This window comes from Mesorhizobium sp. WSM3866, assembly GCF_002294795.1.
Classification (GTDB): domain Bacteria; phylum Pseudomonadota; class Alphaproteobacteria; order Rhizobiales; family Rhizobiaceae; genus Mesorhizobium.
Map to the genome: position 1 here is coordinate 98,444 of NZ_NSGC01000003.1, position 23,907 is coordinate 122,350.

A 23,907-nucleotide genomic window follows, 5' to 3' on the forward strand; every position below is an offset into this window, starting at 1 on the left:
CGCCAGGGAATTACCCAAGTTCAGGTTCGCTTCAGCCGTATTTCAGCACGACATTTGGAACCGTTGAACGCCAGGCCCGTTTATCCCCCCGGACGGGCCGGGGGCATTCATGAACATAAAAAGCCTCGTGTCTTGTGGCTTAAGGAGTAAACAACAATGCAAGCTAATCTCAAGTTTGCGCGGCCGCTGGCGGTTGCGCTCGGGCTCTTCGCCCTCGGTGGTACCGCTTATGCCGCAGACGCCGTCACCGAAGAGCCGCCGGCACCGGCCCCGGTCGCCGAACTCCCCGTCGCTTCCTGGGCCGGCCCCTATGCCGGTATCAGCCTCGGCTACGGCTTCAGCGGCCATGCCGACGCCCGCGACGCCGGCGTCAATGTGAAGACCAAGGGCTTCATCGGCGGCGTCTTCGGCGGCTACCAGTGGCAGCAGGACAACTTCGTCTACGGCGCTGAAGCCGATCTCGGCTACAATGGCGTCAAGGGCGACAGCGCGGGCGTCGATGCGAAGGGCGGCCTCGAAGGCTCGCTGCGCGCTCGCCTCGGCTATGCCGTGACCCCGGAAATCCTGCTCTATGGCACCGGCGGTCTCGCCGCCAAGAACCAGAAGATCGACGACGGCGTCAGCAGCGACAGCAAGGCGATGCTGGGCTGGACGGCCGGTGTCGGCACCGACATCAAGATCACCGACAACGTGTTCGGTCGTGTCGAGTACCGCTACACCGACTACGGCGACAAGAATTTCGACAATGTCGGCAACGTCAAGTCGAAGGACAACCGCGTCCTCTTCGGCGTCGGTATGAAGTTCTAAGTCGTCCAAGCCACGACACGGAAAAAGCCGGGCCGCGCGCCCGGCTTTTTTTGTGGCTGGCGTTGCCGCAGGCCGACACGTTTGGCCGCGCCTTCAGCGCAATCCGGTGGATGGCGCCTGCTGGAAATCCTCATGGGCTGAAATCGACTGCAGCCGGTCGAGCCAATTCGCGCGCGAGCGCGTGAAGACCTGGGCGTCCGGACGGTAGTCGGCCGGGTCGGTCATGGTCGCGGCGTGAACGTGGATCTCGCCGGGCCATCTGTCGGAGCGGAAGTAGAGCCTGGTGCCGCAGGACGGGCAGAACCCGCGAAAGGTGTTCGGGCTGCTTTCATAGTGCCTGATGACGCCGGCCCAGTTCAGCTGCGGCCTCATGCCGAGGAAAGCAGTGAAGGGAGCGGACGTGGCGCGCTGGCAATCGGCGCAGTGACAGACAAGATTTCGCGTGAGCTCTCCGGAATAGATCCAGGTGACCGCGCCGCACATGCAACGTCCCGCCAGAGATGCCATCGCTTCCTCCGCCGACTGCGTGCCCGGGCCGACCCCCGCCGACGCGGCCGATGTGAAGGATAGGCGGCGCGATCTGTTCAGGCTGGCCGCTTTGCGACCTTGGCGGGTTTGACCTTCGGCGGCAGTGTCTCGACGAAAGCCAGCGCACGATCGATCCACTCGGCGAGATCTGCCTCGGTTGCAGTGCCTTCCGGCGCGACGTGGATATAGCCTTCCATCGAACGCCCGCCCATTTCCATCGGCCGCGCATGGGGCCGTGCGGCTGCGGCCGCGTGCCCGTCCTTGCCGACACGCACCAGCAAGCCGCGCTTCGAGGTGCCGACCAGCATATTGCCGTTGATCATGAAGCAGGTGCCGCCGAACATTTTCTGTTCCGTGAAAGCGCGCCGGCCAAGGGCCGCGCGCAAGCGCTCGACCATCGGGTCGGGGGCGACGATTGTTTGGGTGACCGACTTCGCCATGCGAACCACTTCGTAATTGCACGGCCTATGCAATCACGAATCCGGGCGACAATTCAATATGGGGAGGCGCGGCGGCGAGGCTGCCGATCTCCCCCACAAGGGTGGAGATGAGCTGTTTACCCCGGCACGCAGCCCTTCAGTTCCGGAAACTTTTCGTCGAAGCGCGCGGCCCAACGTGTAAGCCGGCCGCGGCCCTTTTCCCACTGGCCGCCGAAACGCAGCGCGAGATAGCCGAGGGTGGCACGCAGCGCCAGCTGGCCGGCGGTGATCTTCTTGGGCAGTTTCGGCGGGTTGGCGTTGAGCAGGTCGAGCGCGGCGGTGATCTTCGCCCACTGGCGGTCGAGCCAGGGTTGATAGACCATGGCGTCCGGTCGCGTGCGCCGCTCGTAGACCATCGACAGCGCGCAGTCGCAGATGCCGTCGGCCAGCGCCTCCAGCACCTCGGCCTCGAGCCGCTTGTCGGGGTTGCGCGGGAACAGCACGTTCTTCGACAGCCGGTTGAGATGCTGGGTGATCGCCCGGCTGTCGTGGATCGTGCGGCCGTCCTCCAGCACCAGCACCGGGATCTTGCCCAGCGGATTGGCCGAGATCAGCTCCGCCGGCTTGTCCTCCGTCTTGACCGGCACGAGGTCGATGGCGATGCCGGCATAGGCGGCGGCCATGCGGACCTTCGAACTATAGGGAGAGGTGGAGGCGTAGAGCAGCTTCGGCATGGATCGGGTTCCTGATTGTCCGCGCGCACTGTTGACCGAATGCTCTTGCCAGAGCAACGGCCAGCGTCGCCAAAACCTACCGCCAGTTGGCCGCACCTTGTTCGAGCGACGCGTGCCGCCGCTACTTCAGGGACCGCTCCATGATGATGGTTCGTTCGTCGTCGTGGAAGCAGTCCCGGAGCGCGCGGAAGCCAAGTCTGATAAATAAAATCGCTCCGCGGTGACCGAGGACGGCACCGTCAGCACCGTCGCGCCGCTTGCCCGCGCTGCTTCCTCGATCTCCAGCATCAGCCGGCTGCCGACGCCGCGTCCCTGAAATTCAGGATCGACGAACACAGATCGAACCATTGTTCCGTCCAGCCCCGCGGTACCGACAATTTTGTCGCCGCAAACGGCGACAAAGACTTGGCGCTTCTTGAAAAGTTGCAGCACGGCCGAGGGGCTGAAGCTCTGCTCAACGCGGGCGATGATTTCCGGCCCGTAATCCCTGGCGTTGTTTTTCCGCAGAGCGGCAACAATGACCCGGCTTACCGCTTCGGCATCGCCTCGCCTGCCCGTCGAATTCCAAGCCACAAAGCCATGATCAACCCTTTCTACCTGATCGACGTGCGGCAGCAGCCGACATCGCCCGGACCAGAACGGATCGTGACGATGCGAGCCGGTCGCGCAATAAAAAAGCTCCCGGAAGTTTGCCGGGCGGCAAATTTCCAGGAGCTTTCAGGACAGGCCTTTACCGATCCACTTCGCCCGCTGTTACGCCGAACTGGCGAGAGGGGCGCCTCGACGGCACCCACCCTCGCCTGTTCAGGCTCGCGAGCGAAGTTACGCGACTACTTCTTGGCCGGCGCCTTCTTGGCAGGCGCTGCCTTCTTCACGGCTGCCGTCGACTTGGCGGCTGCTGCTTTCATCGGCGCCTTGGCGGCGGGCTTGGCCGCTGCCTTCGCTGCCGGCTTCTTGGCGGCGGGCTTCGCTGCCGCCTTCGCGGCGGGCTTGGCTGCCGCCTTCGCGGCCGGCTTAGCCGCAGCCTTCGCCGCAGGCTTTGCCGCTGCCTTGGCCGGAGCCTTGGCTGCTGCCTTCGGTGCCGCTGCCTTCTTCGCTGCTGCAGGTTTCGCGGCAGCCTTCGGTGCCGCTTTCTTTGCCGGCGCTTTCGCCGCCGGCGCCTTGGTTGTCGTCTTTGCCATGCGATGCCCCTTGCGTTTTGCCCAAGGTCGTGAGTGACCCGGCGTGCTCATGCATATCTGACTCGCGGCTATCTAGCCAGCGAAGCAACACAATGAAATTCAGTTATTGAATTTTGGTTACGCAAGACGCGTTGACAAGGGCATCGGCAAAAAAAACGACAGAGAATCTTTGCCCGTCGAAGTGAAATTGCGCCGTCGAGAATTCCCGATGCTCTCTATCGCCGGATCATCCAGACATCTTGATGCCGCGCAGAGCGTAGAATGTGAGCGTATTGCTCATAATGGACAACGCACACCATACAAAGCACCTCATCTTGTCCAGCGGAAAGATCTACAAGTCAAGGCGGAGCAGAACCGAACCGGCGAAGGGGCAAAGCTTGCGCGGCAAAAAGCGAGCTTACAGCTCACATTCAAAAAACTGCCGCTGGAGAGCTTGATCCGCTCAGGCTCCACTGCAGACGGCGTGAGGACTCCGCCGTTCCATGCTCCTCGCAAGTTCCGAGGGGAGAAAACCGTTGCGCACAGTCCTGGAATTGCTGTTCTTCCTGGTCGCAATTCCGGACGGAAAGCCGCTTCGCACTTTTCCTGGAATTGCTGTTCTTCCTTGGTCGCAATTCCGGACGGAAAACCGCTTCGCACTTTTCCTGGAATTGCTCTCAGGCCAAATGTGAGTATTCTGCTTATATTCTCGGGAGGCAGGTTGGGGATGTCTACTCGCATTGCAAAGCCAGCCCCGCGCATGCGCAAGGAGCCGCGCCAGGCGCGCTCGGTCGCCACCGTCGAGGCGATAATCGAAGCAGGTGCCCGCGTTCTAAGCGAGATCGGCTGGGCGGGCTTCAGCACCAACAAGGTGGCCGAGACCGCGGGCGTGAGCATCGGGTCGCTCTATCAATATTTCCCCGACAAGCTTGCGCTGGTCGACGCCATCCGACGCCGCCACTTCGACCATGTGCTGTCCGTCATTCGCGAAGCCGCGGCCGAGGAAAAGCCGCTCAGGCAATTCGCGCGCGAGCTGGTGCGCGGCATGATCGTCGCGCACAGCATTCACCCGACGCTGCATCAGGTGCTACTCGACGAGACGCCGGGCGACCGCGGCTCGCGCGCCGCGCATGCCTCGTTCCAAGCCCGCTATCTCGAGCACTATGCGGCGGCCGTCGCGCAATACCGCCGGCGCCTGAAGAATACCGAGACCGTGGCGCGCGTGCTCTCCTCCGCCGTCGAGGGCGTGATCCACAATGCGGCGCGCCGCAACATGCTCGATGCGCCGGAGCTGCAGAAGCAACTCGGCGAGCTGATCTGCGCCTATCTGTCCGGCCAGGGCGCGCGAGCGTGACCAGCGCGAGACCGACGCCGTCAGGGTCGATAGCCGAGGCAGATCGCGCCCAGCGCGACGACGGCACAGGCTCCGATACGGCGCGGCGTCAACTGCTCGCCGAGGAAAAAGCGGCCGATGAAGGCCGCGAAGACGACACTGGTCTCACGGATGGCGGTGATCGGCCCGGCCGGCCCCAGCGCGAAGGCGGCGACCACCGCGCCATAGGCCAGCAGCGCGAATAGACCGCCGCTCAAGGCCTTGCGTGTTTCCGGCGCACGCAGGTCGACAATGAGCCTGCCGCGCAGGCCGACGAAAGCCGCCGGCAGCAGGGCACCGTAGATCAGCAGCACCCAGGCGGTGTAGGCGGCGCTGTCGCCGGCGACGCGCACGCCGATCGCGTCGACCGTCGCATAGGCCGCGATGATGACGCCGGTGGCCAACGCGTAGAGGATCGATGTCACTGAGGCCCTGCCCCGCCCGACTGACAGACCCATAATGCCGCAGGCGACCAGCGCGACGCCGATGAGTTCCGGCGCGGCGAGCCGCTGGCCGGCCAGCAGGAAGCCGCCGAGCGCCACCAGCAGCGGCACGCTGCCGCGCACGATCGGATAAACCTGCCCGAGCTCGCCATAGCGGTAGGCGGCAACCAGGAACACGCTGTAGCCGACCTGAAGGACGGCCGACAGCACGACATAGGGCCAGGCAGCCGCAGCCGGCAGCGGATGGAAGAGCGCCAGGACAATAGCAGCGGCAGTGCTCGAGAAGCTCATGACTGTGACCGTCCACAGCCTGTCGGCCCCGGTCCGTAGGAAGGCGTTCCAGCTGGCATGCAAAATGGCCGCGGACAGCGCGAGCCCGACGACCGTCGCGTTCATTGGGGGCCCCGCGCGCCGGCGAGGATGGCGGAAGCCGCCTTGCGCGCATTGGCGATGGCGGCATCAGCCTCCCCCAACTGGGCCATCAGCGTCGCGCCCTCGATCAGCATCAGCAGCGCCGTGGCGACGCCCTCGGCCCGCTCCGGCGGCATCTCTTCTTCCAGGATGGCGCGCAGGCGCGCCCGCAAACCCTTCTTCTGGCGGCTGGCTGCCTTGAACACCGGATGATCGGGATCGCCGAACTCGGCGAGCGCGTGCGCGAACAGGCAGCCGTGGAAAGCCGGATCGCGAAACCAGCGTTCGTGCCAGTCCAGTATCGTGAAGATCTTCGCTTCCGCCGTGTCCAACGACGCGGCCAGCCGGTCGAGCTGGCGTTCGAAACGCGCCGCGCGGTGCTCTAGCACCGCGACGATCAGGTCGTCCTTCGCCGGGAAGTGGCGGTACATCGTCATCTTGGCGATGTTGGCCTCGGCAATAATTCGGTCGATGCCGGTGGCGTGGAAGCCGTCGCGCTTGAACAGCGAATACGCGGTGTCGACGACATGCTGGCGTTTGGCGGAGGGCGATGAGGGCATTTATGCTGCCGCGTGATGAGACAGGTCTGTCTCTTTTTAGGCAACGGTTCGACAGTTGTCAATTGGCGGCCGATTAGCCGATTTGCTTCCGGCGATAGCCGGCAAGCTCACAATATTCGCGATCGGACTGATGCGGTCGGCGGGCCGCACTGAGTGTCCTGCGGCCTGAAGGCCGCAGGCCGGGGAATGGATCGGCGGCTTCTTACCGAAGCACGCGGCAGCGGCCGTTATAAACCATCCAGCGGTCGAAGCCGGAGACGCAGAACTCGACATTGTCGCCGATCGAGGCGAAGCCCTGGCCTTCCTCGATCAGGTAGAAGATCGAGCGGTCGCGGCCGTCCGACAGGCTGACGGTGGCGCGGCAATAGTGCCGGCCGATCGGCCATCTCTCGCTCGACGGCAGATAACGATGCAGGCGGATGTTATGGAAATCGGTGATCGCGACATCCGGCAGGTGCGGCACATGATGAACCTGATAGCTGAAGCGATCGGTGATCTTGCTCAGCACCCAGGCCTCGGCGCAGACGCTGCCGTCATCCTCGGTTAAAACGGCAACGTCGGCGGCCTGCGCTGCCTGGGTGAAACCAAGCGACGTGCCAAGCGGCGTCAGAAGCGAAATCAGCGCGGCAAGGGCGGAACGGGCGAAGCGAGTCATGACAGCCTCTCAAGGTCGGTTGCGCGCACTGTGCGGATTCGCTTGGCGGCGGTCAAGCGGTTGTGAAGACAATGGTTTCCCAAATCATCGTTCCAGATGCGGTCCGGCTGTCAGACGGTTCCCGCCACCAGCAGTCCGCCGACGACGGCCAGGTTGATCAGCAAGGCGTTGCGCAGCACCTGCCGCTCCGGCTCTTCGGACTCCCAGAAGCGCAGCAGCGCGACGTTCGTCGACAGCGTGAACAGGACAAGCGCGCCGGCGGCGAAAGGCACGGCACGGCCGAGCGCAAGCATCAGGCCGGCGACGACTTCGAGGGCTGAGCCGGCTGCCAGCATGACAGCGGGAGCCGGAAACTTCCGGCTCGCCAGATAGTCGCACATAGCCTTGAATTTCAGGAAGTGCTCGATGCCGGCGAAGACGAACACGCCGCCGATGAGAAGCGCGCCTATCGCCTGAATGGTATCGATCGACATGTCGACCTCCTGCTGGCTTCCGGGTCAATCCTTCGGGATGAAAGCGGGGTTGTAGACGACTTCCCAGAGATGATCGTCGGGATCCTGGAAATAGCCGGCATAGCCGCCCCAGAAGGTCTTTTGCGCCGGCTTGGCGACGCGCGCGCCGGCCTTGACGGCCTCGGCCATGGTCGCGTCGACCTCGGCCTCGCTCGCCACGTTGTGGCCGATGGTGAACTCGGTCGGGCTGCGGCCGCTCTGCGGCACGGTGGCGTCGAGGGCGATGTTCGCGCGCTCGAAGATCGCGAATTTCAAGCCGCCGGCAAGCTCGAAGAAGGCGACGGCGCCATGCTCGAACTCGCGGCCGATGATGCCTTCGGTCGGCAGGCCCAGGCCGTCGCGGTAGAATTTGAGCGACGCCTCCAGATCGTCGACGCCAAGGGTGAAGACGGTGATGCGAGCTTTCATTTCTCTCACTCCCTTCTATATTCGTCACCACATCCGCGACCGGATGCGGCGCAGTGAAGGCGCTGGACGCGCCAAGAGGCTGCATCTGTTTTGCCACGGCGGAAGCGACCCGCATTGAAGATTTCGGCCAAAATGGCCGAAGCGGATCCGCCAGAGGACGCCGAAGCAGATCGGAGAAGATATGGAAGCGGTCCTGGCGCAGACCACCGGCTTCTTTCGGGAACGGCCCGTCCCGCGAGGCCTGGCCGGCGCCTTCTCCGTCGTCTGGGTGCATCGCATGGCGAAGCAGGACGTCCCGCCAATCGTCATCACGCCGGACGCGACCATCGATCTGCAATGGATTGAAGGTCGCTTCCGCGTGGCCGGACCGGACAAGGAGCCGCAGATCGAGCGCCTTCCCCCCGGGTCCGTGATCATCGGCTTCCGTTTCCGGCCGAGCGCGGCCGCCGGGTGGCTCGGCCTGCCGGCCGGCGAAATCGTCGGCGGGCGGCTGAGCCTCCAGGACTTATGGGGTACGCGTGCCCGCGAACTGTCGGATCGCGTCAAGGCCGCGCCTGACCTCGCCGGCATGGTGCGGCAGCTGGAAAATAAAGTCGGAGCGCATACAGAGGGGCGCGATGCACTTGATGCGCTGATGGGCAGAGCCTTCGAGGTTATTGATGAAGGCCTGTCGCCGGAGACCCCGCTGGTTCCCTATCTGCTCAACCGCCTTAACATGAGCGAGCGGACGCTGCGCCGGCGTTTCGAGGACGCTTTCGGCTATGGTCCGAAGACGCTCGACCGCATCCTGCGCCTCCACCGCTTCCGGCGCCTGCAGCGACGGCATAGCGATGCCTCGACCGCGCTGCTCGCCATCGAGGCCGGCTACGCCGACCAGGCGCATCTGATCCGCGAAACCCGGCGGCTGACCGGCGTGACACCCTCGGCGCTGGCGTAGCTCAGTCTTCGGCTGGTCCCGGTCTCACTCACCGGCCAGCCATTCGATCGTCCAGCGCGACGGCTGTTCGACGGCAAGCACTCCATGCAAGGCCGGCAGCATCAGCCGCAATTCGGCCTCCAGCGTGAAGGGCGGGTTCACCACCACAAGGCCGCTGCCGTCGAGGCTCGGTTCGCTCGAGGCAGGCCGGATCTCGAAGCCGATGTCGAGCAGTTTTGGAATGCCAGTCTCCTTCAGCGCGGCGCGGAAGGCGGCGACCGCCTTGCGATCCTTGATCGGATACCAGAGCGCGTAGACGCCGCCCGGCCAGCGCCGGTGCGCTCGGCGCAGGTTCTCGACGAGACGCTGGAACTCGCCCTCCTCCTCGAAGGGCGGATCGACAAGCACGAGCCCGCGCTTTTCCTTCGGCGGCAGATGCGCGCCGAGCGCCAACCAGCCGTCGAGCTCGATCACCCTGGTCTGGATGTCGCCGGCGAAGACGGCTTTGAGCCGCGCAGCGTCCTCGGAATGCAACTCGATCGCCGTAAGCCGATCCTGCTTGCGCAGGAGATGGCGCACGATCAGCGGTGAGCCGGGATAGCGGCGCAGACCGCCGTCGGGATTTTCCAAGCGCACCGCTTCCAGATAGGGCTGAAGCAGCGCCGCCGTCCGAGGCTCGAGCGCGGCCTCGGACACCCGGCCGATGCCGCCCTGCCATTCACCCGTCTTGCCGGCCTCCACCGACGCGAGATCGTAGCGGCCGATGCCGGCGTGAGTGTCGATAGCGCGAAAGGCCTTGTCCTTCTGCTTCAGATACTCGACCAGCCGGCTGAGCACCGCGTGCTTGACGACATCGGCGAAATTGCCGGCGTGGTAGGCGTGGCGATAATTCATGCCGCCTTCACCTTTGCGAACCGCCGCGGCCCCAGCGCGGCGGCGGGGGCTGCGAGTTGGGATTCTGCGGCGGCTTGTTGCCGCGCCCAAAGACCAGCGAAAGCACCAGTCCAGTCAAGCCGACTCCCATCAGCGTGTAACCGGCCGGCTGCGCGCGTTCGTCGACCGAGCCGGTGCCCGCACGCAAGATCAGGTCGACGGCGCGCATGTCGATCCCGTCCGCATCGCCCGGACCGACAGTGAAGACGTAAGCGCCCGGCGTGACCGTCTCTATCACACCGGCCTCGTCGCGAAAGATCTTGTCGGGCAGCTGCGGGCTCACCTGGCGTGGATTGTCGGTGTGGTTGAAGGAGAGCGTCGAGGCGAGCGCCGTGCGGCCGCCGCTTGCCGCGGTCAGCGTCAGCACCGTGTGCTGCTGCGAGGCGACGCGCTCGGCACGCGCGGTGAGGTCGACCAGCACGCGAACAGGCGCGTCGCGCGCAGCGAGCCGTACGGTCGCCGGCCGGAAGCGGCCGCCCTCGTAGACGCGCCAGGTGCCGATCGCATGGCCGGAGAAATTGCTCACCGCCCAGGGATAAAAGACCCCGATGGCAGCGCCGGCGATGAGGACAAGAACCGAGAGGAAGCGCATTGAAAGCCCTGGTTAGAGTTTCTTGCGGGCGCGATCGCCACTTTTGGCGGCCTCGTCCCGGGCAGCGTCGCGAATCCGCTCCATCTCGTCCAGAAACATCTCCAGGCCAAGCTCGAAAGTCTTGTTGAAACCGCTTGTGCCAAAATAAGCCGCGGCCGCCACGACACTGGGATAGTCGCGCTGCAATTCTTCGTCGCTGACCGTGGTGACCGCCGACGGCCCCTTGGCGTAGCCGGCGGTCTCGTCGAGGATCGCGCCCATCAGATAATAACCGGCGGCGCGGAACAGACGGGCGCTGAGCTCAGGTCCGAAGCCGCCATCCTCGAACAGGCCGATGATGGCGTTCAACTTGGCGAGGCAGGGCGGCGAGTTCATGCGATAGACGACGATGAACGGCGCGAAGGCCGGATGCTCCGTCGCCACACGCCGGAATTCCTGCATACCGATGCGCGCCCGCTCACGCCAAGGAAGGCTGTCATCGGGGATCACGAGCCCGCTCATCTGGCGATCGACCAGCGCCTCGTAGAGATGCGCCTGCGAGGGAAAGTGATGGTAGATGCTCATCGCCTCGCAGCCGAGCCTGGCGGCGAGCTTGCGCATCGAGAAGCCGGAGAGCCCTTCCCGCTCGATTACCTCAAAGGCCGCGTCCTCGATCATCTCGCGGGACAATTTTCCGCTGGTTCGGATTTTCTTGCTCGGTGAGTCCATGGCGCCGCTTGACAACTTACACTGTAAGGTTCATGTTCCAAATCACCTTACACCGTAAGGCTAACAAAAACCAGAGGAGAACACCATGCCTGTCATTCGCATCATCTCAAGCGCGCACTCCTGCCTTCGCTCCGCCTCGCTGCTCGCCGCTATCGCGTTCACCGCGGCCTTGACCATGCCTGCCGGCGCCGACGACTACGACGCCGCCATCAAGGACATCCAGTCGGCCATTGGGGGCGTGCCCGGCTTCATGAAGCAGTTCCCGAAAGCCGGTCTGCCCGGCGCGTGGGCAGAGGTCAAGGCAATCGAGATCAGCGACAAGACAGCGCTGCCGCCGAAGGTGAAGTCGCTGATCTCGCTGGCGGTCGCGGCGCAAATCCCCTGCAATTATTGTGTTTGGTCGGACACCGAGAACGCCAAACGCGCCGGCGCCACCGACGAGGAGATCCAGGAGGCAGTCGCCTTGGCCGCCTTGACCCGCCACTGGAGCACCATCTTCAACGGCATGCAGGTCGACTTCGCCCAGTTCAAGAAGGAGATGGGCGGAGAATAGGGAGAGGCTATGAGGAGTAGAAACAGGAATGCACGGCGTCCAGTTGTCCAACCTGCGCTGCTCCTTGTGCTCCCCTTTTTGGTGCACCTCAGAGTGGTGGCGATGCCGGGAGGCCATCTCGGCGTGCCGGACAGCACGGCTGCGGAGCCGTCGTCACCACGGCCGCCTAGCCCCGATCAATTCGGAAAGCGCGTTTCGCAGACAGGGCCTGCGGGCTCGCCATATCTACCTGTTGGCGAGCTAAGATATACTTGCGCAATTTTCTAGCCCGAAAGACCGGCCGCAAGAAATGCCAGAGCCCGAGAGACGGCGCCAGACGCGTTCCTTGTTCTTCACCTTGAAGCCTTCCGCCCTAACGCTCGACGAGTTTTGCGAAGACCGCGGCACGCGGTGTTTACCGCGGGAAAACCGGACGGAACCGCCCTTTTTATGACGCAAAAGGCGCGCCTGCCTACGCCTACAGTTAACCAACAGCAAAAGAGTAACGTTAACGAATCCCTAAATTAGTTGACTATGCGGCGCACAGGTATATCTTTCTATACGTTGGGTGTGCAATTTGGGCGAGCAGTCCGCGGTGGTGGCAACCATGTTCGTGGATCGCGACTTAGGGGCAAAGGGACGCTGAGCGGCAGCACATAAAGCCGTACGGCAACGACCCCGCTTACTCAGACAAAACACACGTTTCTGGCGAGTCCGCGCATGCGGAGGGATCGCCATGATTTCACCTGGTCGGGCAACGCTGTTGCCCCGGCCCGGAACGATGATGCGTGGGTGTGTGCGAGTATGAGGTCGCCATGGGTAGGGTCATCAAGGTTCTGAAGCTGGACACCAAGCCGGGACGGAGGCGTGCCGATCAAGGACGCGCGCTGGTCGCCGGCGGAGCAGGATTTCTGGGTTCTCATCTGTGCCAAAGGCTGCTTGCCGATGGATATGAAGTCATCGCGCTGGACAATTTCCACACGGGCAAGCGCTACAATCTGTCAGCGATAGCGCGTGACGCGACTTTCACCTGCATCAGGCACGACATCGTCGAGGAACTGCCGACGGACCTGGCTGTCGACGAGATCTACAATCTCGCCTGCCCGGCTTCTCCGCCGCATTATCAGGCCGATCCGATCCACACCTTCAAGACCAGCGTGCTCGGCTCGATCAACCTTCTGGAGCTCGCGCGGCGACACAACGCCAAGATCTTCCAAGCCTCGACTTCGGAGGTCTATGGCGATCCGCTGGTGCATCCGCAGCCCGAAGGTTACTTCGGCAATGTCAACACGCACGGTCCGCGCTCCTGCTACGACGAGGGCAAGCGCTCGGCCGAGACGCTGTTCTTCGATTACTCACGGACATACGGCATCGATGTCCGCGTCGCGCGCATCTTCAACACCTATGGCCCTCGCATGCGGCCCGACGACGGCCGCGTGGTGTCGAACTTCATCGTCCAGGCGCTGCGCGGCGACGACATCACCGTCTACGGCAGCGGCGCGCAGACGCGCTCCTTCTGCTTCGTCGACGACCTGATCGAAGGCTTCGTGCGCCTGATGAACGCCGCCGTGGCCCCCCAGCACCCGGTCAATCTCGGCAACCCCGTCGAGTTCACCGTCATGGAATTGGCCGAGCTGGTCATCGACTATACGAATTCACGCTCGCGCATCGTGCACCGGCCGCTGCCGGTCGACGACCCCAGGCAGCGCAAGCCCGATATCTCGTTTGCCAGGCAGCATCTCGGCTGGGAGCCGCAGGTTGCGCTGAGCGAAGGCCTCGCCCACACCACTGCCTATTTCGACGCCGTCCTGGGCGGACGCCGGTTCATCGCCCCGCGCAGGGTCCAGGCATCAACCGCCAGGGAGGCAACGGCATGATGACCCGCCGCCCCGTTCTGGTGACGGGTGGCGCCGGCTTCATCGGCAGCCATGCCTGCAAGCTGCTGTCGGCGGCGGGCTACTTGCCGGTGGTCTACGACAATTTGAGCCGCGGCAACGAGAAAGCCGTCGCCTGGGGGCCGCTGGTCGTCGGCGACATCCGCGACCGCGAAGCGTTGCGGCGGGCGATCGAGACTCACAGACCACAGGCGATCATCCATTTCGCCGCCCTTGCCTATGTCGGCGAGTCGGTCAGCGCGCCGGCGGATTACTATGCGACCAATGTCGGCGGCACCATTGCCGTACTGGACGCCGCGCGGGCAAGCGGCATCGACAAGGTGATCTTTTCCTCGAGCTGCGCGACCTATGGCGTGCCGGAAGCATTGCCGGTGAGCGAGGCCTCGCCGCAGAAGCCGATCAGCCCCTATGGCCGCAGCAAGCTGATGGGCGAAGAAATCATCAGGGACTATGCCGCTGCCTATGGAACGAGATACGCGATCCTTCGCTACTTCAACGCCTGCGGCGCCGATCCCGAAGGCGAGCTTGGCGAGTGGCATACACCCGAAACCCACCTCATTCCGAGGGTGCTGATGGCGGCGTCCGGCATGATCGAGGCGATCGAGGTCTTCGGCGCCGATTACGAGACGGCGGACGGCACATGCGTGCGCGACTACATCCACGTCAGCGACCTCGCCCGCGCGCATCTCATGGCATTGATGCATCTCGAGGCCGGCGGCGACAGCCTGTCCGTCAATCTCGGCACCGGCCGAGGCATCTCGATAAAGGAGATCCTCGAGGCCGTCGGCCGCGTCACCGGCCGGACGGTCCCGGTCGCCTATAAACCGCGCCGGCCCGGCGACCCGGCCGGGCTGTTCGCCGATCCCAGCCTTGCACAAGAGCAGTTGGGCTTTGTGGCGGAATTTTCCGATCTCGACACCATCGTCAGGACGGCAGCGCCCTTCTTCGGGCTCCGACCGGCCCTGAAGCCGAAGGCTTTCAAAGCGTCCGCCGACGTCTCGCGCGCGAAGCGCGCGCCGCGCGGCATGAACGCCGCGGAAAAACGCCAGCCTGCACGGCTGGCAGTCGTCCCTGTGAGTACTGTGTCGGGGCGTGGGCTCGCTGAGCTGGGTTGAGGGCTTGTCTCAGCGAGCCTCTTAGATTTGATCCGCCGGGACAATTCCGAGCGGAAACTGCTAGAGCAATTCCAGGACGTGTGCAGCGGTTTTCCGTCCGGAAATTGCGTGAGCAAAGAGATAGAGCGGGTCGGCGTTTCCGTGAAACGGCCAGCCGCTCTAGGCATTTTTCTGGACGTGCGCCAGCAGCGACTAACTCTTGGGATCGACCAACTTGCGGGCCTTTTCAAAATCGACGCTCCTGGTATCGCCCGCCTGAATTTTCTTGAACTCGTCGGCCGAATTGTCCGAAGCGTGCCTGAAGCTGTACCACCGGCCATCCGGATCCCTCCGTTGCTGGACGGTCCCGTTCAGGACGCGATGGCTGAAACAGGTGCGGATGGGCTGTGCCGCATAGGCCGTGGACCGCCAGACGAGCTCCATGCACATCTTGCCATCATTGCTGAGATGCCATGTGCCTTCGGCGAAGGACGTTGAACCAGGCTTTGACGTCCAGGCACGCATGCGCCTGTCCTGGGCGAAATAGGCGGCTCCGTCCTCCCAGTTCCAGGTGCGGTCGGCATAGAACAACTGCAACTCAAATGCCGTCGGCGTGGTGCCTGCTTGTGCCGCTGCCGGAGACCCAGCGCCGGCTGCGTGAGCAACGCCGGACAGCGCCACTACACCGCAGAAGAGCAGAAGCATCAGGTCCGTGCGCCGCGCAGAACGACGGCACCTCACGCTCCGCGCTGGTCTGGACGGCAATATTTTTCGAACTGCAGGAATGATGAGCGATAACATTTCGACGACGCCTTTCGATCTGGCGTCACTACCCAGATTGGGTATTCGATCCCAATGCGCAGCTACCGCCCCCACGTGATATTAACTGCCGCTCGAGGAATGGTGTCAACCTTCCCGTCGCAGCGAGCCAGGATCGCCCGCGAACAGTGATTGCGGCCGCGCCAAAGCTTGTGGATGGGCAAGCCGCTGGTTTATAGGATCGGCCGCTTATGATGGAGCAGAAACGTTGAACGGGCCGGCGACCACGGAAGGACTCGGAATCTTGGCGCCTCGCCAGGCCATTGGAAGCCGGCAAGGGAGCCGGCGGCCTGGAGCCGTCCCCGGCCGTGCGCCCGATTTCGAAATCGAAGCAATTACCCGGAGTGCGGCGGTCGGCGCCATTCGGAGAACTGGTTGAAAAAAGCATTCTCGATAATCGTCACCCTGGCGCTGCTGGCCTGGCTTGCGGCAGACTCGCGCTGGAAGATGGTGGGCGACGCCTTCGCCAGCATCACGCCCGGCGCCTTCGCTGCGGTGACGCTGGCGCTGTTCGTCACTTATGTGCTGCGCGCGCTGCGGGTCTGCGACGAGTTCCGCGACGACGTGAACGGCCGCTTCGGCGCCTGCCTGCGCGTCATCCTGATTCACAACGCCATGATCAACGTGGTGCCGTTCCGCGGCGGCGAGACCGCCTTCCCGCTGCTGTTGCGGCAGGTGTTCGGCATCTCGATCGTGCGCGCCGGCGCTTCGCTCCTGTGGTTCAGGCTGCAGGACGCCTTCGTCGTCGGTGTGCTCGCCTGCCTGGTGTGGCCCGGTCTTCACCCGGCCCTCAGGGCTGCGGCCATCGCGGCGCTGATTGCCGCCGCCTGGTATCTGCCGCGCTGGGCGCGCGCGCCGCATGACTGGGCCGGGCGCGGCAGCATCGTGTCGAAGCTCGGCAAGCTGCGCGATATCTTCACCGAGGCCACGGGGCGCTCTCGCTACGGCTGGTGGTGGACGGTCGCCAACTGGACGCTGAAGCTTGCCGTGCAGGGATGGCTGCTCGCCATGCTGCTCGGCACCTCCTTCCAGACTGCCTTTCCCGGCGCCGTCGGCGCCGAGGCCGCCGCCATCCTGCCGGTGCAGGGCGTCGCCGGTTTCGGTACCTATGAGGCGGGCGCGGCAGCGGCGCTGCTTTATTCCGGCATCGCCATGAAGGACGGGCTGCAGGCGGCGCTGGCGCTGCATCTGTTCATCCTCTGCTCGGCCGTTGCCACCGGTGCGATCGCCTGGCTGTTTCCCTCGAAATCGACGCTGCCGGAGACGCCGGCTACGGGACCCGCAAGGAAATGACCGCCATGGACATGCTTCCCATTCCTCAGTCGGGGCTGCCTGCCGGTGCCGTCATGCCCGAGCACCAGCTTTCCATCGTCATCCCGATGTATAACGAGGCCGACAACGTCGAGCCGCTGATCGTGCGTATCCACCAGGCGATGGAGAACTACAGCCAGCCCTGGGAAGTGGTGCTGGTGGACGACGGCAGCACCGACGCCACGCCGAATGAAATTCGCCGCCTGGCGGCCGAATACGGTGCGCATGTGCACGCTGTGGAGCTGGTGCGCAACTTCAAGCAGACGGCGGCCATGCAGGCCGGCCTCGACGCTGCCCGCGGCGATGTCATAGCGACGCTCGACGGCGACCTGCAGAACGATCCGTTCGACATACCGCGCATGGTCTATCGACTGCTGACCGAGGACCTCGACCTCGTCGCCGGCTGGCGCAAGAACCGTCAGGAGGGTTTCTGGATGCGCCGGCTGCCGTCACGCATCGCCAACTCGCTGATCGCGCGCGTCACCGGTGTTCGGCTGAAGGACTATGGCTGCAGCCTCAAAGTGTTCCGCGGCAGCGTCATCCGCAGCGTCAGGCTCTATGGCGAAATGCACCGCTTCATCCCGGCCTGGCTGGCGACGGTGACGACGCCGCGCCGCATCGCCCAGGAGGTGGTGACGCATCACGCCCGCATCCACGGCCAGTCGAAATACGGCATCTCGCGCACCTTCCGCGTGGTGCTCGACCTGGTCTTCATGTTCTTCTTCATGCGCTACCGCACCAGGCCCGGCCATTTCTTCGGCGGCATCGGCATCGTGTTCGGCGTGCTCGGCTCGCTGATCCTTGCCTACCTGTTCAGCTTGAAGGTGTTTTTCGGACAGGACATTGGAACGCGCCCGATGCTGTTCACCGGCTTCTTCCTGGTCATCGCCGGCCTGCAGATGGTAACGTCGGGCGTGCTCGCCGAGATGCTGTCGCGCGTCTATCTCGAGGCCAATGTTTCGCTCGCCTATGTGGCGCGCCCGCAGCCCGCGCCTGGCGAAGGCGATGGCTGGCGTTGGCCGAACCCGCCGGCGCAAGCCAAGAAAGCCCCGAGACGGAAATGATCCCGCCCCTACCCTCATCCGAGGTCCGCGCATGACCATCCTTGTGACCGGAGCCGCCGGCTTCATCGGCAGCCATGTCTGCGAGCGCCTGCTCGCCCGCGGCGACGCCGTTGTCGGCGTCGACAGCATGAACGCCTACTACGACCCGGCATTGAAGGCGGCACGGCTCGCCAGGCTTTCCGGCCGGCACGGATTTTCGTTCCAGCAACTCGACATAGCCGAGTCGGGCGCGCTGGCGGCGAACCTCAAGGGAACGCTGCTTAGCGGCATCGTGCATCTCGGCGCCCAGGCGGGCGTGCGCTATTCGCTCGAAAATCCGCGCGCCTATATCCACGCCAACATCGCCGGCCACCTGGAGGTGCTGGAGCTCTGCCGTGCATCGCCCGAGATCAAGCATCTGGTCTATGCCTCGTCGAGCTCGGTCTATGGCGGCAACACCAAGGTGCCGTTCGTGGAAAGCGACCGCGTCGACAATCCGGTGTCGATCTACGCGGCGACCAAGAAGGCGGACGAGCTGATCAGCTCGACCTATTCGCATCTCTTTGGGCTGCCGCAGACGGGCCTGCGCTTCTTCACCGTCTATGGCCCCTGGGGACGACCGGACATGGCGGCCTGGATCTTCACCGAGGCGATGCTCTCCGGCAAGCCGATCCGCGTCTTCAACCATGGCGAGATGTGGCGCGATTTCACCTATGTCGACGACGTTGTCGAGGGCGTGATTGCGGTTCTCGACAAGCCGCCGGCGGCCGGCCGCGAGCGCCACCGCATCTACAACATCGGCAACAGCCAGCCGGTGCATCTCGGCCGCTTCATCGAGACGCTGGAAGGGCTGCTCGGCGTGAAGGCCATCCGTGAGGATCTGCCCATGCAGCCCGGCGATGTCGAGAAGACCTTTGCCGACACCAGCGCGCTCGAGCGCGACATCGGCTTCAAGCCGAAAGTGCCGATCGAGGAAGGACTGGCGAAATTCGTCGACTGGTACCGGCGGGAATGGCGGCCGGAGGGCAAGCTGTAAAGCGAAGCGCTGCCGCCGATGCCCTGCCCTGATGTCGAAGCGAGGCTGACCCTGGTAGTCGGTGCAGGCCGCGTCGATCTCCAGGCTTGTGGCCGTGCAGGCCCCGCGTCGTTCGCGGCGGCAGCGACCAGCTCGCTTATGCGCCGCAGCAGTCATAGCGCATTCATGGGCTGGCCCATCTTCCGACGTCAGCCGAACGCGTACAGATCGTCCGTCGAGACTGCCCTGAAATAGGTCACGAATTCCCAGTAATTCTCGATGCGGTCGACGAAAGGCCGCTGCGGCGGCTTCAGGATCTCGGTCTCGAAGTGGTCCAGTCGCTGGGAACCGCCGAGATAGGCAATGATTGCATTGCCAACCAGTGGATCGCCGATGTCGCTATAGTGGATCGGGAAATACGGCTGTCGGGTCTCGAACAGCACCGATCTGATCTTTGCGCGAAACAGATTCAGCTCGCGCAGAAACGCGTTGAAACGTTCTATGTCGAAATGCACCTTCTTTCTGGGGCTGTCGGCTGCGAACCGGTCGGTGGCATGGACTGTCCATACTCCGGATGCTTCCGCTTCGAGCAACGAGACGAAGGACGCGATCGGATTCCTGACAAGCCAGAGCTTCTTGACGCTTTCATCTTCCAGCACGGGGAGTATGGCCGCGCGCGTCTGGTCGGGAAATATATGAAAACCGATGAAGCGAGCCGACTGATCGTCGAAGATGCGCGCGATGAACTGCTCCGGCTCGACATCTCGCAAATCGACCCGATCGCGCGGCAGATCGATTTTCTCGTGATAGTCATGGCGCAAGCCGACGAAGCTCGGATTGAAGATTTCGCCGTGCAGCACCATTCCGTCATACTGGTTGAGATGGCGATTGAGCGCTTGAGAACCGGTTCGTGGCGAAGCGATCAGCACGAACTTCTGACAAGACTGCATTCACGCCACACCCGTTGGAGTTTGCCCGAACATACACAAACGACCGCTCCGTTCAAATGTGAGCGGCCGCTTGAAACGGCAACGGCAGGCGCCCTGAAGCACCCGCCGTCGTCGGTGTCCCAGCACTTGCTGCGGGGTTCAACCGCCGCGCAGGCGCGTTGGGCTGAGGCTCGCAATGGTCGAACGCTGTTCGGCGGGACAAGTCGGCAGGAACCGGCTCGCATCCGCATAGGTCATGGTGGTGACGGAGTTCTTCAGGCCGCCGCGCTTGGCGATCCAGCCGCGAACCCAGCCAGGGTAGTTCTTCATCATGAAGTCGGCCGCGACCTGGTTGCCGCGCACCCCGGCGCCATACGGCAGGTGGAAGCCGAACGATGCGTTGCGCGTGACGCAGACCTTGCTCTTGGGCATCGCCAGGTAAAGCGTGCAGGCCGAATCGCACGCACCGTTGAAGCGCACGAAACCGCCGCTGCGGCGCATCTTCAGCATGCGGATGGCATAGTCGATTACATAGCCGCCGCGGTCGCCGCTGATCGTCTTGACGTAGCCCTTGCCGAGATTCATGCGCGGACGCAGCAATTGGTCTGCCGAGCTCGTCGAGATCATCGCGCCCGTCAAGGCGAGCGCAGCGAGAAACTTCAATATCGTTTTCATTCGCGCCTCCTGCTATGCCGTGAACGGTTAGCCGGGACGCGTAAAGATTGGTTATGCCGTGTCGATAAACTTGTAACAATCGCTTGATTGCACAGTCTTTTTAGGGGCCGCTTGATTGCATTGGTTTATCAACGGCGCAGAAGGATGATCACTGAAAAGTAAATCCGGCATGGTCAAAGACCAGAGAAGCGTGGAAGCCTTGCCGGTCGATTTGGGTCAGAGGAACGTTCAATGACCGCTGCAAGCAAGCCGAAGCCGGAAGGCGGTCGTCGCCGCATCTGCGTGGTCACGCCTGCGATCCGGCGCGACGCCGATAAAGACGATGCCTCGGCGCCCGGCGAACTTGCCAGGCTCTTCGCCGAAGACGGAGACGACGTCACGCTGCTGTGGGTTGCCGGCCGGGACGTGCCATCCACGGACGAGGTCGCGGCCCGCCGGGCGGAGTTCGGGGCCGCCTCGGTCAAACTGGAGGTTCTCGACCGGTCCGACCAGCTGCTTCCCTCGCTGGCGACGCCCGAAAGCCGCTCCGCTGCGCTGCTGCATTATCTCGAGCGGTGCAGTTACGATCTGGTCTACGCGCCGCTGGAGGGTGGCCTGCCCTACTTCACCCTGCTCGCGGCTGAGACCGATGCCTTCGCCACGCCGCCGATCGTCCTCCTTGCCCGCGCTCCGCAAGAATGGGCGCATGAAGCCGACAAAACATTCATGGGCAGCACCGAGGCGATCGCCACGGCCTACATGGAAAAGTACTGCGCCGAGATGGCCGACAGGACGGTCTGTGCATCCGCCGCCCTGCGCCAATGGATGCTGTCGAGAGGCTGGAAGGTGCGCAAGGCGACGGTGCTGCCGCCACCGCTTCGGGCCGTCCGGACCGAAGCGCCGCAGCCACCCATCGCGAGCAAGGCGCGTGAGCTTGCCGCCCTGGCCGGATCGCGCTTTCGTGACGGGCTGACGCTGCTCTGCGACGCGCTCGACATCCTCGCGCAATCGGCGCCCGAAGGGCTGACCCTCACCGCGTTCGGTCCATTCGGCAAGATCATGGGCGAGCACAGCGGCGGACTGCTTCTGCGGCGCGCCGAACGTTGGCCGTTCCGGCTCAAGCTGTTGCCGCGCGCGACCCTCGAGGAGAGGCTCGACTACCTCGCACGCAGCGGCGCCTTGGCCGTTGTCCCCAGCCTTGCCGCATCGACCGGCGAGGCCGTTGGCGCATGCACCGCGGCAGGGCTGCCCTTCGTTGCAACCAATGCCGGCGCGAATGCCGAAGCCTGGAAGGCTCAAGCCGGCCAGCCGCCGCTGGTCGAGCCCGACGCGGCGCAATTGGCGGCCGCCATGCTGGCGGCGCTCGAGAAGCCGCCCCGGCCACGGCGGATCGATATGACGGGCCCCTGCCGCAAGGCATGGCTGGATACACGCAATGTGCCCGCTGCCCGGAAGCGCGTTCGCAAGCGGCCCCAACCGGCGCCCCTGGTTTCGGTGGTTATGGCGCATCGCAACCGGCCGCTCTATCTCAAACAAGCCATCGAAGCGGTCGAGGCGCAAACCTACGGCAATCTTGAACTGGTGCTGGTCGACGACGGAAGCGATCTGGAAGAAGCCAGGCAATTGCTGGATACGTTGGAACCAGGCTTCCGTAAGCGCGGATGGAGGATCCTGCGCCGGCCGCACAAGCATCTTGGCGCCGCCCGCAATGCCGGCGTGCGCGCCGCGCGCGGCGAACTGATCCTGTTCGTGGACGACGACAATGCGCTTTTTCCGGAAGCCGTCGAGCATTTCGTCCGTGGCATGGCGGCATCGGGCGCGGACATCTGCACGGCCTTCCAATTGCTCTTCTATGAGGATTTCGTGCCCGAGGACCGGGCCGACGGCCTGATCCAGTATCTGCCGCTTGGCGGCCCCGACGCGCTGGGCCTGATCCACAACGTCTATGGCGACGCCAATGCGATGGTGCGCCGGTCGGTTTTCTCGCAGATCGGATTTTGGCTTGAGGATCCCACCTATGCCATGCACGACTGGGAGTTCTTCGCGCGGGCCTCACTCGCCGGGCTCAAGCTCAGGCCCATTCCAAAGCCGCTCTACTGGTACCGGTCGAAACCGGACGGCATGTTCCGCACGTCGAATTGGTACGACAACCGCTTGCCTGTCCTGGAGGCGTTGCGGACGCTGCGATCCGATGACACCCGGCTGCTCCACCAAATGGCCATCGCGCAGAACACGGCGCGTTCCGAAGTCGACAGCGCGCGCGAGAACCTGAAATATACGCCTGCCGATCGCAAATATCTGGCTCTCAGCGACCTCGAGCCGAACGGCGAGGCAGCGATCGAGACGCTCGCCGGCATCGCCGCTTCGGTCGGCCGCCACGATACTGCCACCGCCTTGCTTGGAGACGGTCTCGCCAGGCCGCAGCCAGACGCATCAGGCAGAGCCGAGGCGGCCAGCGCTTCAGGCGCGCTCGCTTACGACGTGCTGAGGAGCGCAAGGCTGCTTACGCCGCGCACTGCAGCGCTGCCGTTGTTGCTGGTGGCGCCCGACGGCGGCGGCGTGTTCCTGCGCCCGCATGCGGAGGGTGCGGTCGCAGCATCGATCGATCATCAATTCCCGCCCTTCTTTCGCAGAATAGAGGCCGCCATCGAACTCGCCCATGCCGAGGCTCCGGCAATCGCGTTCGGCCTGGCGCTCGCCCGCCCGGACCGGCCTATAGACTGGCAGCAGGATGTCGGCGCGCAGACAATCGGCTTTTCCGGCTGGATGACGGTCCGCGACAGATTCGTGCGCCACGCCTTGGCGGCGACGGTCAATGTCAGGCGCAAGATGCCGCTTTCGATCGTGCTCGCGGTGCGCTTCGTGGAAGGACCGAACGGTGCTCCGAGCAACGCCTTCTTTCGGACGCTGACGGTGTTCAGCGACTAAAGCAGCTGAACTCGACATGCTGCCGGTTCGCCTGTTTTTCGGCGCCGCATTTCTGCGGCCACGACGCGATTCAGCCCCGTCGGCGAGAAATAGCCTTCACAGGCCCAAGCAGCCGCTCAAAGTTAACCATCTCTCAAGCCGATTTCTTCCGATATGGTTGACAAATTGCTAACAAATCAATAGTATCAACAGCCTATGGGGTATGTAGTGGCAAGGGTGGGCGTAATGCGTAAGATACAGTCGCTACTTCTGGGCGGACTCAGTCTGCTCGGGTTGAGCGTCGCGTTTTCGAATGCGGCGCAAGCGCAAATCGAAGTTGCTCCAATCAAGGAAGCCGAGCTCGCCTGCGAGCAGGCCCTCAAGATCGGCACCATCGAGGCGCTAGAGGACTACCTGCATCGTTATCCGAATGCGCCAACGGCCTGCAAAGCGCTTGCTTTGAACAGCTTGTCGCAGTTTGGAACCGGTGGTGGAAACGGCAACGGTGGAGATGGTGGCGGCCGCTACGGCGGATAATTGCCGGCCGCAT

Annotated in this window: 27 protein-coding genes; 11 read left to right on the top strand and 16 right to left on the bottom strand. The window is 63.9% G+C overall.

From position 1 onward, the window contains the following. The first annotated feature begins 156 nt into the window (after nucleotides 1-156). Nucleotides 157-807 (top strand): outer membrane protein, encoded by a 651-nt coding sequence (locus CK222_RS08540; protein WP_095800050.1) that lies wholly within the window; start codon nucleotides 157-159, stop codon nucleotides 805-807. 93 nt (nucleotides 808-900) lie between these two features. On the opposite strand, the gene CK222_RS08545 is transcribed toward CK222_RS08540, so the two are convergent. From CK222_RS08545 to CK222_RS08565, 5 genes are all read right to left on the bottom strand, one after another. Beyond that, nucleotides 901-1,314: a GFA family protein gene (locus CK222_RS08545; RefSeq protein WP_095800051.1), complete on the bottom strand. Its 414-nt coding sequence runs from the start codon at nucleotides 1,312-1,314 to the stop codon at nucleotides 901-903. A gap of 77 nt (nucleotides 1,315-1,391) precedes the next feature. After that, nucleotides 1,392-1,775, bottom strand: a complete 384-nt coding sequence (locus CK222_RS08550; protein WP_164748505.1) for a TfoX/Sxy family protein — start codon at nucleotides 1,773-1,775, stop codon at nucleotides 1,392-1,394. 116 nt (nucleotides 1,776-1,891) lie between these two features. After that, nucleotides 1,892-2,488, bottom strand: coding sequence for a glutathione S-transferase (locus tag CK222_RS08555; protein WP_095800053.1), 597 nt, complete (start codon nucleotides 2,486-2,488; stop codon nucleotides 1,892-1,894). Nucleotides 2,489-2,614: 126 nt separating this feature from the next. Beyond that, nucleotides 2,615-3,061, bottom strand: a complete 447-nt coding sequence (locus CK222_RS08560; protein ID WP_245432979.1) for a GNAT family N-acetyltransferase — start codon at nucleotides 3,059-3,061, stop codon at nucleotides 2,615-2,617. A 257-nt stretch (nucleotides 3,062-3,318) separates the two neighbouring features. After that, nucleotides 3,319-3,669: a hypothetical protein gene (locus CK222_RS08565; protein WP_066995775.1), complete on the bottom strand. Its 351-nt coding sequence runs from the start codon at nucleotides 3,667-3,669 to the stop codon at nucleotides 3,319-3,321. A gap of 739 nt (nucleotides 3,670-4,408) precedes the next feature. On the opposite strand from CK222_RS08565, the gene CK222_RS08570 reads away from it, so the two are divergent. Then, on the top strand, nucleotides 4,409-5,002 hold the full coding sequence (locus CK222_RS08570) for a TetR/AcrR family transcriptional regulator (RefSeq protein ID WP_095800054.1): 594 nt from the start codon (nucleotides 4,409-4,411) through the stop codon (nucleotides 5,000-5,002). Between the two features lie 20 nt (nucleotides 5,003-5,022). On the opposite strand, the gene CK222_RS08575 is transcribed toward CK222_RS08570, so the two are convergent. The 5 genes from CK222_RS08575 to CK222_RS08595 form a co-directional block, all read right to left on the bottom strand. Continuing rightward, a complete protein-coding gene (locus tag CK222_RS08575) occupies nucleotides 5,023-5,859 on the bottom strand; it encodes a DMT family transporter (protein ID WP_095800055.1) in 837 nt (278 codons plus the stop codon). Further along, nucleotides 5,856-6,434, bottom strand: coding sequence for a TetR/AcrR family transcriptional regulator (locus CK222_RS08580; protein WP_095800056.1), 579 nt, complete (start codon nucleotides 6,432-6,434; stop codon nucleotides 5,856-5,858). The genes CK222_RS08575 and CK222_RS08580 overlap by 4 nt, the downstream gene beginning before the upstream one ends. A 202-nt stretch (nucleotides 6,435-6,636) precedes the next feature. After that, the gene (locus tag CK222_RS08585; protein WP_095800057.1) at nucleotides 6,637-7,089 is read right to left on the bottom strand and encodes a hypothetical protein; all 453 of its coding nucleotides are present in this window, start codon (nucleotides 7,087-7,089) and stop codon (nucleotides 6,637-6,639) included. Between the two features lie 110 nt (nucleotides 7,090-7,199). Then, nucleotides 7,200-7,562, bottom strand: coding sequence for a DoxX family protein (locus CK222_RS08590; RefSeq protein ID WP_095800058.1), 363 nt, complete (start codon nucleotides 7,560-7,562; stop codon nucleotides 7,200-7,202). A 24-nt stretch (nucleotides 7,563-7,586) separates the two neighbouring features. Continuing rightward, nucleotides 7,587-8,009, bottom strand: a complete 423-nt coding sequence (locus CK222_RS08595) for a VOC family protein (protein WP_095800059.1) — start codon at nucleotides 8,007-8,009, stop codon at nucleotides 7,587-7,589. 181 nt (nucleotides 8,010-8,190) lie between these two features. Here CK222_RS08595 and CK222_RS08600 point away from each other — a divergent pair, with 181 nt between their 5' ends. Then, nucleotides 8,191-8,946, top strand: coding sequence for a helix-turn-helix domain-containing protein (locus CK222_RS08600; protein ID WP_095800060.1), 756 nt, complete (start codon nucleotides 8,191-8,193; stop codon nucleotides 8,944-8,946). A gap of 24 nt (nucleotides 8,947-8,970) precedes the next feature. Here CK222_RS08600 and CK222_RS08605 read toward each other — a convergent pair whose 3' ends face one another. The 3 genes from CK222_RS08605 to CK222_RS08615 are packed head-to-tail and all read right to left on the bottom strand — an operon-like array spanning nucleotide 8,971 to nucleotide 11,158. Beyond that, nucleotides 8,971-9,819 (bottom strand): 23S rRNA (adenine(2030)-N(6))-methyltransferase RlmJ, encoded by an 849-nt coding sequence (locus CK222_RS08605; RefSeq protein ID WP_095800061.1) that lies wholly within the window; start codon nucleotides 9,817-9,819, stop codon nucleotides 8,971-8,973. 7 nt (nucleotides 9,820-9,826) lie between these two features. Then, entirely contained in the window at nucleotides 9,827-10,450 is a 624-nt protein-coding gene (locus CK222_RS08610; RefSeq protein WP_095800062.1) for a hypothetical protein, read from the bottom strand. A 12-nt stretch (nucleotides 10,451-10,462) separates the two neighbouring features. Further along, entirely contained in the window at nucleotides 10,463-11,158 is a 696-nt protein-coding gene (locus tag CK222_RS08615) for a TetR/AcrR family transcriptional regulator (RefSeq protein WP_095800322.1), read from the bottom strand. An 85-nt stretch (nucleotides 11,159-11,243) separates the two neighbouring features. Between CK222_RS08615 and CK222_RS08620 the strand changes: the two genes are divergently transcribed. The 3 genes from CK222_RS08620 (at nucleotide 11,244) to galE (ending at nucleotide 14,700) form a co-directional block, all read left to right on the top strand. Further along, a complete protein-coding gene (locus tag CK222_RS08620; protein WP_095800063.1) occupies nucleotides 11,244-11,711 on the top strand; it encodes a carboxymuconolactone decarboxylase family protein in 468 nt (155 codons plus the stop codon). Between the two features lie 794 nt (nucleotides 11,712-12,505). Next, nucleotides 12,506-13,567 (top strand): UDP-glucuronic acid decarboxylase family protein, encoded by a 1,062-nt coding sequence (locus CK222_RS08625; RefSeq protein WP_095800323.1) that lies wholly within the window; start codon nucleotides 12,506-12,508, stop codon nucleotides 13,565-13,567. Next, complete coding sequence (gene galE, locus CK222_RS08630) at nucleotides 13,567-14,700, top strand: UDP-glucose 4-epimerase GalE (protein ID WP_095800324.1); 1,134 nt, start codon at nucleotides 13,567-13,569, stop codon at nucleotides 14,698-14,700. The genes CK222_RS08625 and galE overlap by 1 nt, the downstream gene beginning before the upstream one ends. A 192-nt stretch (nucleotides 14,701-14,892) precedes the next feature. Here the strand turns inward: galE and CK222_RS08635 are convergent, their stop codons facing one another. Further along, nucleotides 14,893-15,384 carry a DUF995 domain-containing protein gene (locus tag CK222_RS08635; protein WP_245432980.1) on the bottom strand — a complete coding sequence of 164 codons (492 nt, stop codon included), beginning with the start codon at nucleotides 15,382-15,384 and terminating at the stop codon, nucleotides 14,893-14,895. Between the two features lie 489 nt (nucleotides 15,385-15,873). On the opposite strand from CK222_RS08635, the gene CK222_RS08640 reads away from it, so the two are divergent. Genes CK222_RS08640 through CK222_RS08650 form a run of 3 tightly spaced genes read left to right on the top strand, consistent with a single transcriptional unit; the run spans nucleotide 15,874 to nucleotide 18,888 of the window. Further along, on the top strand, nucleotides 15,874-16,791 hold the full coding sequence (locus tag CK222_RS08640; protein ID WP_095800064.1) for a lysylphosphatidylglycerol synthase domain-containing protein: 918 nt from the start codon (nucleotides 15,874-15,876) through the stop codon (nucleotides 16,789-16,791). A gap of 5 nt (nucleotides 16,792-16,796) precedes the next feature. Further along, nucleotides 16,797-17,873 carry a glycosyltransferase family 2 protein gene (locus CK222_RS08645; RefSeq protein WP_095800065.1) on the top strand — a complete coding sequence of 359 codons (1,077 nt, stop codon included), beginning with the start codon at nucleotides 16,797-16,799 and terminating at the stop codon, nucleotides 17,871-17,873. A 31-nt stretch (nucleotides 17,874-17,904) separates the two neighbouring features. Further along, nucleotides 17,905-18,888, top strand: a complete 984-nt coding sequence (locus CK222_RS08650) for an NAD-dependent epimerase/dehydratase family protein (protein WP_095800066.1) — start codon at nucleotides 17,905-17,907, stop codon at nucleotides 18,886-18,888. A gap of 188 nt (nucleotides 18,889-19,076) precedes the next feature. Here the strand turns inward: CK222_RS08650 and CK222_RS08655 are convergent, their stop codons facing one another. Together CK222_RS08655 and CK222_RS08660 are read right to left on the bottom strand one after the other, a co-directional pair. Beyond that, on the bottom strand, nucleotides 19,077-19,817 hold the full coding sequence (locus tag CK222_RS08655; protein WP_127335067.1) for a sulfotransferase domain-containing protein: 741 nt from the start codon (nucleotides 19,815-19,817) through the stop codon (nucleotides 19,077-19,079). A 138-nt stretch (nucleotides 19,818-19,955) separates the two neighbouring features. After that, the gene (locus tag CK222_RS08660; RefSeq protein WP_245307730.1) at nucleotides 19,956-20,471 is read right to left on the bottom strand and encodes a hypothetical protein; all 516 of its coding nucleotides are present in this window, start codon (nucleotides 20,469-20,471) and stop codon (nucleotides 19,956-19,958) included. A gap of 231 nt (nucleotides 20,472-20,702) precedes the next feature. Here CK222_RS08660 and CK222_RS08665 point away from each other — a divergent pair, with 231 nt between their 5' ends. Beyond that, nucleotides 20,703-23,378 carry a DUF6212 domain-containing protein gene (locus CK222_RS08665; RefSeq protein WP_095800067.1) on the top strand — a complete coding sequence of 892 codons (2,676 nt, stop codon included), beginning with the start codon at nucleotides 20,703-20,705 and terminating at the stop codon, nucleotides 23,376-23,378. 225 nt (nucleotides 23,379-23,603) lie between these two features. Further along, nucleotides 23,604-23,894 carry a hypothetical protein gene (locus CK222_RS08670; RefSeq protein WP_141247041.1) on the top strand — a complete coding sequence of 97 codons (291 nt, stop codon included), beginning with the start codon at nucleotides 23,604-23,606 and terminating at the stop codon, nucleotides 23,892-23,894. Nucleotides 23,895-23,907 lie beyond the last annotated feature (13 nt).

Excerpts from the sequence above, each read along its gene's own strand:
- CK222_RS08655 (WP_127335067.1), bottom strand. The coding sequence starts at position 19,817 with ATGCAGTCTTGTCAGAAGTTCGTGCTGATCGCTTCGCCACGAACCGGT.
- CK222_RS08570 (WP_095800054.1), top strand. The coding sequence starts at position 4,409 with ATGCGCAAGGAGCCGCGCCAGGCGCGCTCGGTCGCCACCGTCGAGGCG.
- CK222_RS08555 (WP_095800053.1), bottom strand. The coding sequence starts at position 2,488 with ATGCCGAAGCTGCTCTACGCCTCCACCTCTCCCTATAGTTCGAAGGTC.
- CK222_RS08590 (WP_095800058.1), bottom strand. The coding sequence starts at position 7,562 with ATGTCGATCGATACCATTCAGGCGATAGGCGCGCTTCTCATCGGCGGC.
- CK222_RS08600 (WP_095800060.1), top strand. The coding sequence starts at position 8,191 with ATGGAAGCGGTCCTGGCGCAGACCACCGGCTTCTTTCGGGAACGGCCC.
- CK222_RS08580 (WP_095800056.1), bottom strand. The coding sequence starts at position 6,434 with ATGCCCTCATCGCCCTCCGCCAAACGCCAGCATGTCGTCGACACCGCG.
- CK222_RS08565 (WP_066995775.1), bottom strand. The coding sequence starts at position 3,669 with ATGGCAAAGACGACAACCAAGGCGCCGGCGGCGAAAGCGCCGGCAAAG.
- galE (WP_095800324.1), top strand. The coding sequence starts at position 13,567 with ATGACCCGCCGCCCCGTTCTGGTGACGGGTGGCGCCGGCTTCATCGGC.
- CK222_RS08610 (WP_095800062.1), bottom strand. The coding sequence starts at position 10,450 with ATGCGCTTCCTCTCGGTTCTTGTCCTCATCGCCGGCGCTGCCATCGGG.
- CK222_RS08585 (WP_095800057.1), bottom strand. The coding sequence starts at position 7,089 with ATGACTCGCTTCGCCCGTTCCGCCCTTGCCGCGCTGATTTCGCTTCTG.
- CK222_RS08605 (WP_095800061.1), bottom strand. The coding sequence starts at position 9,819 with ATGAATTATCGCCACGCCTACCACGCCGGCAATTTCGCCGATGTCGTC.
- CK222_RS08550 (WP_164748505.1), bottom strand. The coding sequence starts at position 1,775 with ATGGCGAAGTCGGTCACCCAAACAATCGTCGCCCCCGACCCGATGGTC.
- CK222_RS08660 (WP_245307730.1), bottom strand. The coding sequence starts at position 20,471 with ATGAAAACGATATTGAAGTTTCTCGCTGCGCTCGCCTTGACGGGCGCG.
- CK222_RS08670 (WP_141247041.1), top strand. The coding sequence starts at position 23,604 with ATGCGTAAGATACAGTCGCTACTTCTGGGCGGACTCAGTCTGCTCGGG.
- CK222_RS08620 (WP_095800063.1), top strand. The coding sequence starts at position 11,244 with ATGCCTGTCATTCGCATCATCTCAAGCGCGCACTCCTGCCTTCGCTCC.
- CK222_RS08635 (WP_245432980.1), bottom strand. The coding sequence starts at position 15,384 with ATGCTTCTGCTCTTCTGCGGTGTAGTGGCGCTGTCCGGCGTTGCTCAC.
- CK222_RS08575 (WP_095800055.1), bottom strand. The coding sequence starts at position 5,859 with ATGAACGCGACGGTCGTCGGGCTCGCGCTGTCCGCGGCCATTTTGCAT.
- CK222_RS08650 (WP_095800066.1), top strand. The coding sequence starts at position 17,905 with ATGACCATCCTTGTGACCGGAGCCGCCGGCTTCATCGGCAGCCATGTC.
- CK222_RS08545 (WP_095800051.1), bottom strand. The coding sequence starts at position 1,314 with ATGGCATCTCTGGCGGGACGTTGCATGTGCGGCGCGGTCACCTGGATC.
- CK222_RS08645 (WP_095800065.1), top strand. The coding sequence starts at position 16,797 with ATGGACATGCTTCCCATTCCTCAGTCGGGGCTGCCTGCCGGTGCCGTC.
- CK222_RS08595 (WP_095800059.1), bottom strand. The coding sequence starts at position 8,009 with ATGAAAGCTCGCATCACCGTCTTCACCCTTGGCGTCGACGATCTGGAG.
- CK222_RS08540 (WP_095800050.1), top strand. The coding sequence starts at position 157 with ATGCAAGCTAATCTCAAGTTTGCGCGGCCGCTGGCGGTTGCGCTCGGG.
- CK222_RS08625 (WP_095800323.1), top strand. The coding sequence starts at position 12,506 with ATGGGTAGGGTCATCAAGGTTCTGAAGCTGGACACCAAGCCGGGACGG.
- CK222_RS08665 (WP_095800067.1), top strand. The coding sequence starts at position 20,703 with ATGACCGCTGCAAGCAAGCCGAAGCCGGAAGGCGGTCGTCGCCGCATC.
- CK222_RS08615 (WP_095800322.1), bottom strand. The coding sequence starts at position 11,158 with ATGGACTCACCGAGCAAGAAAATCCGAACCAGCGGAAAATTGTCCCGC.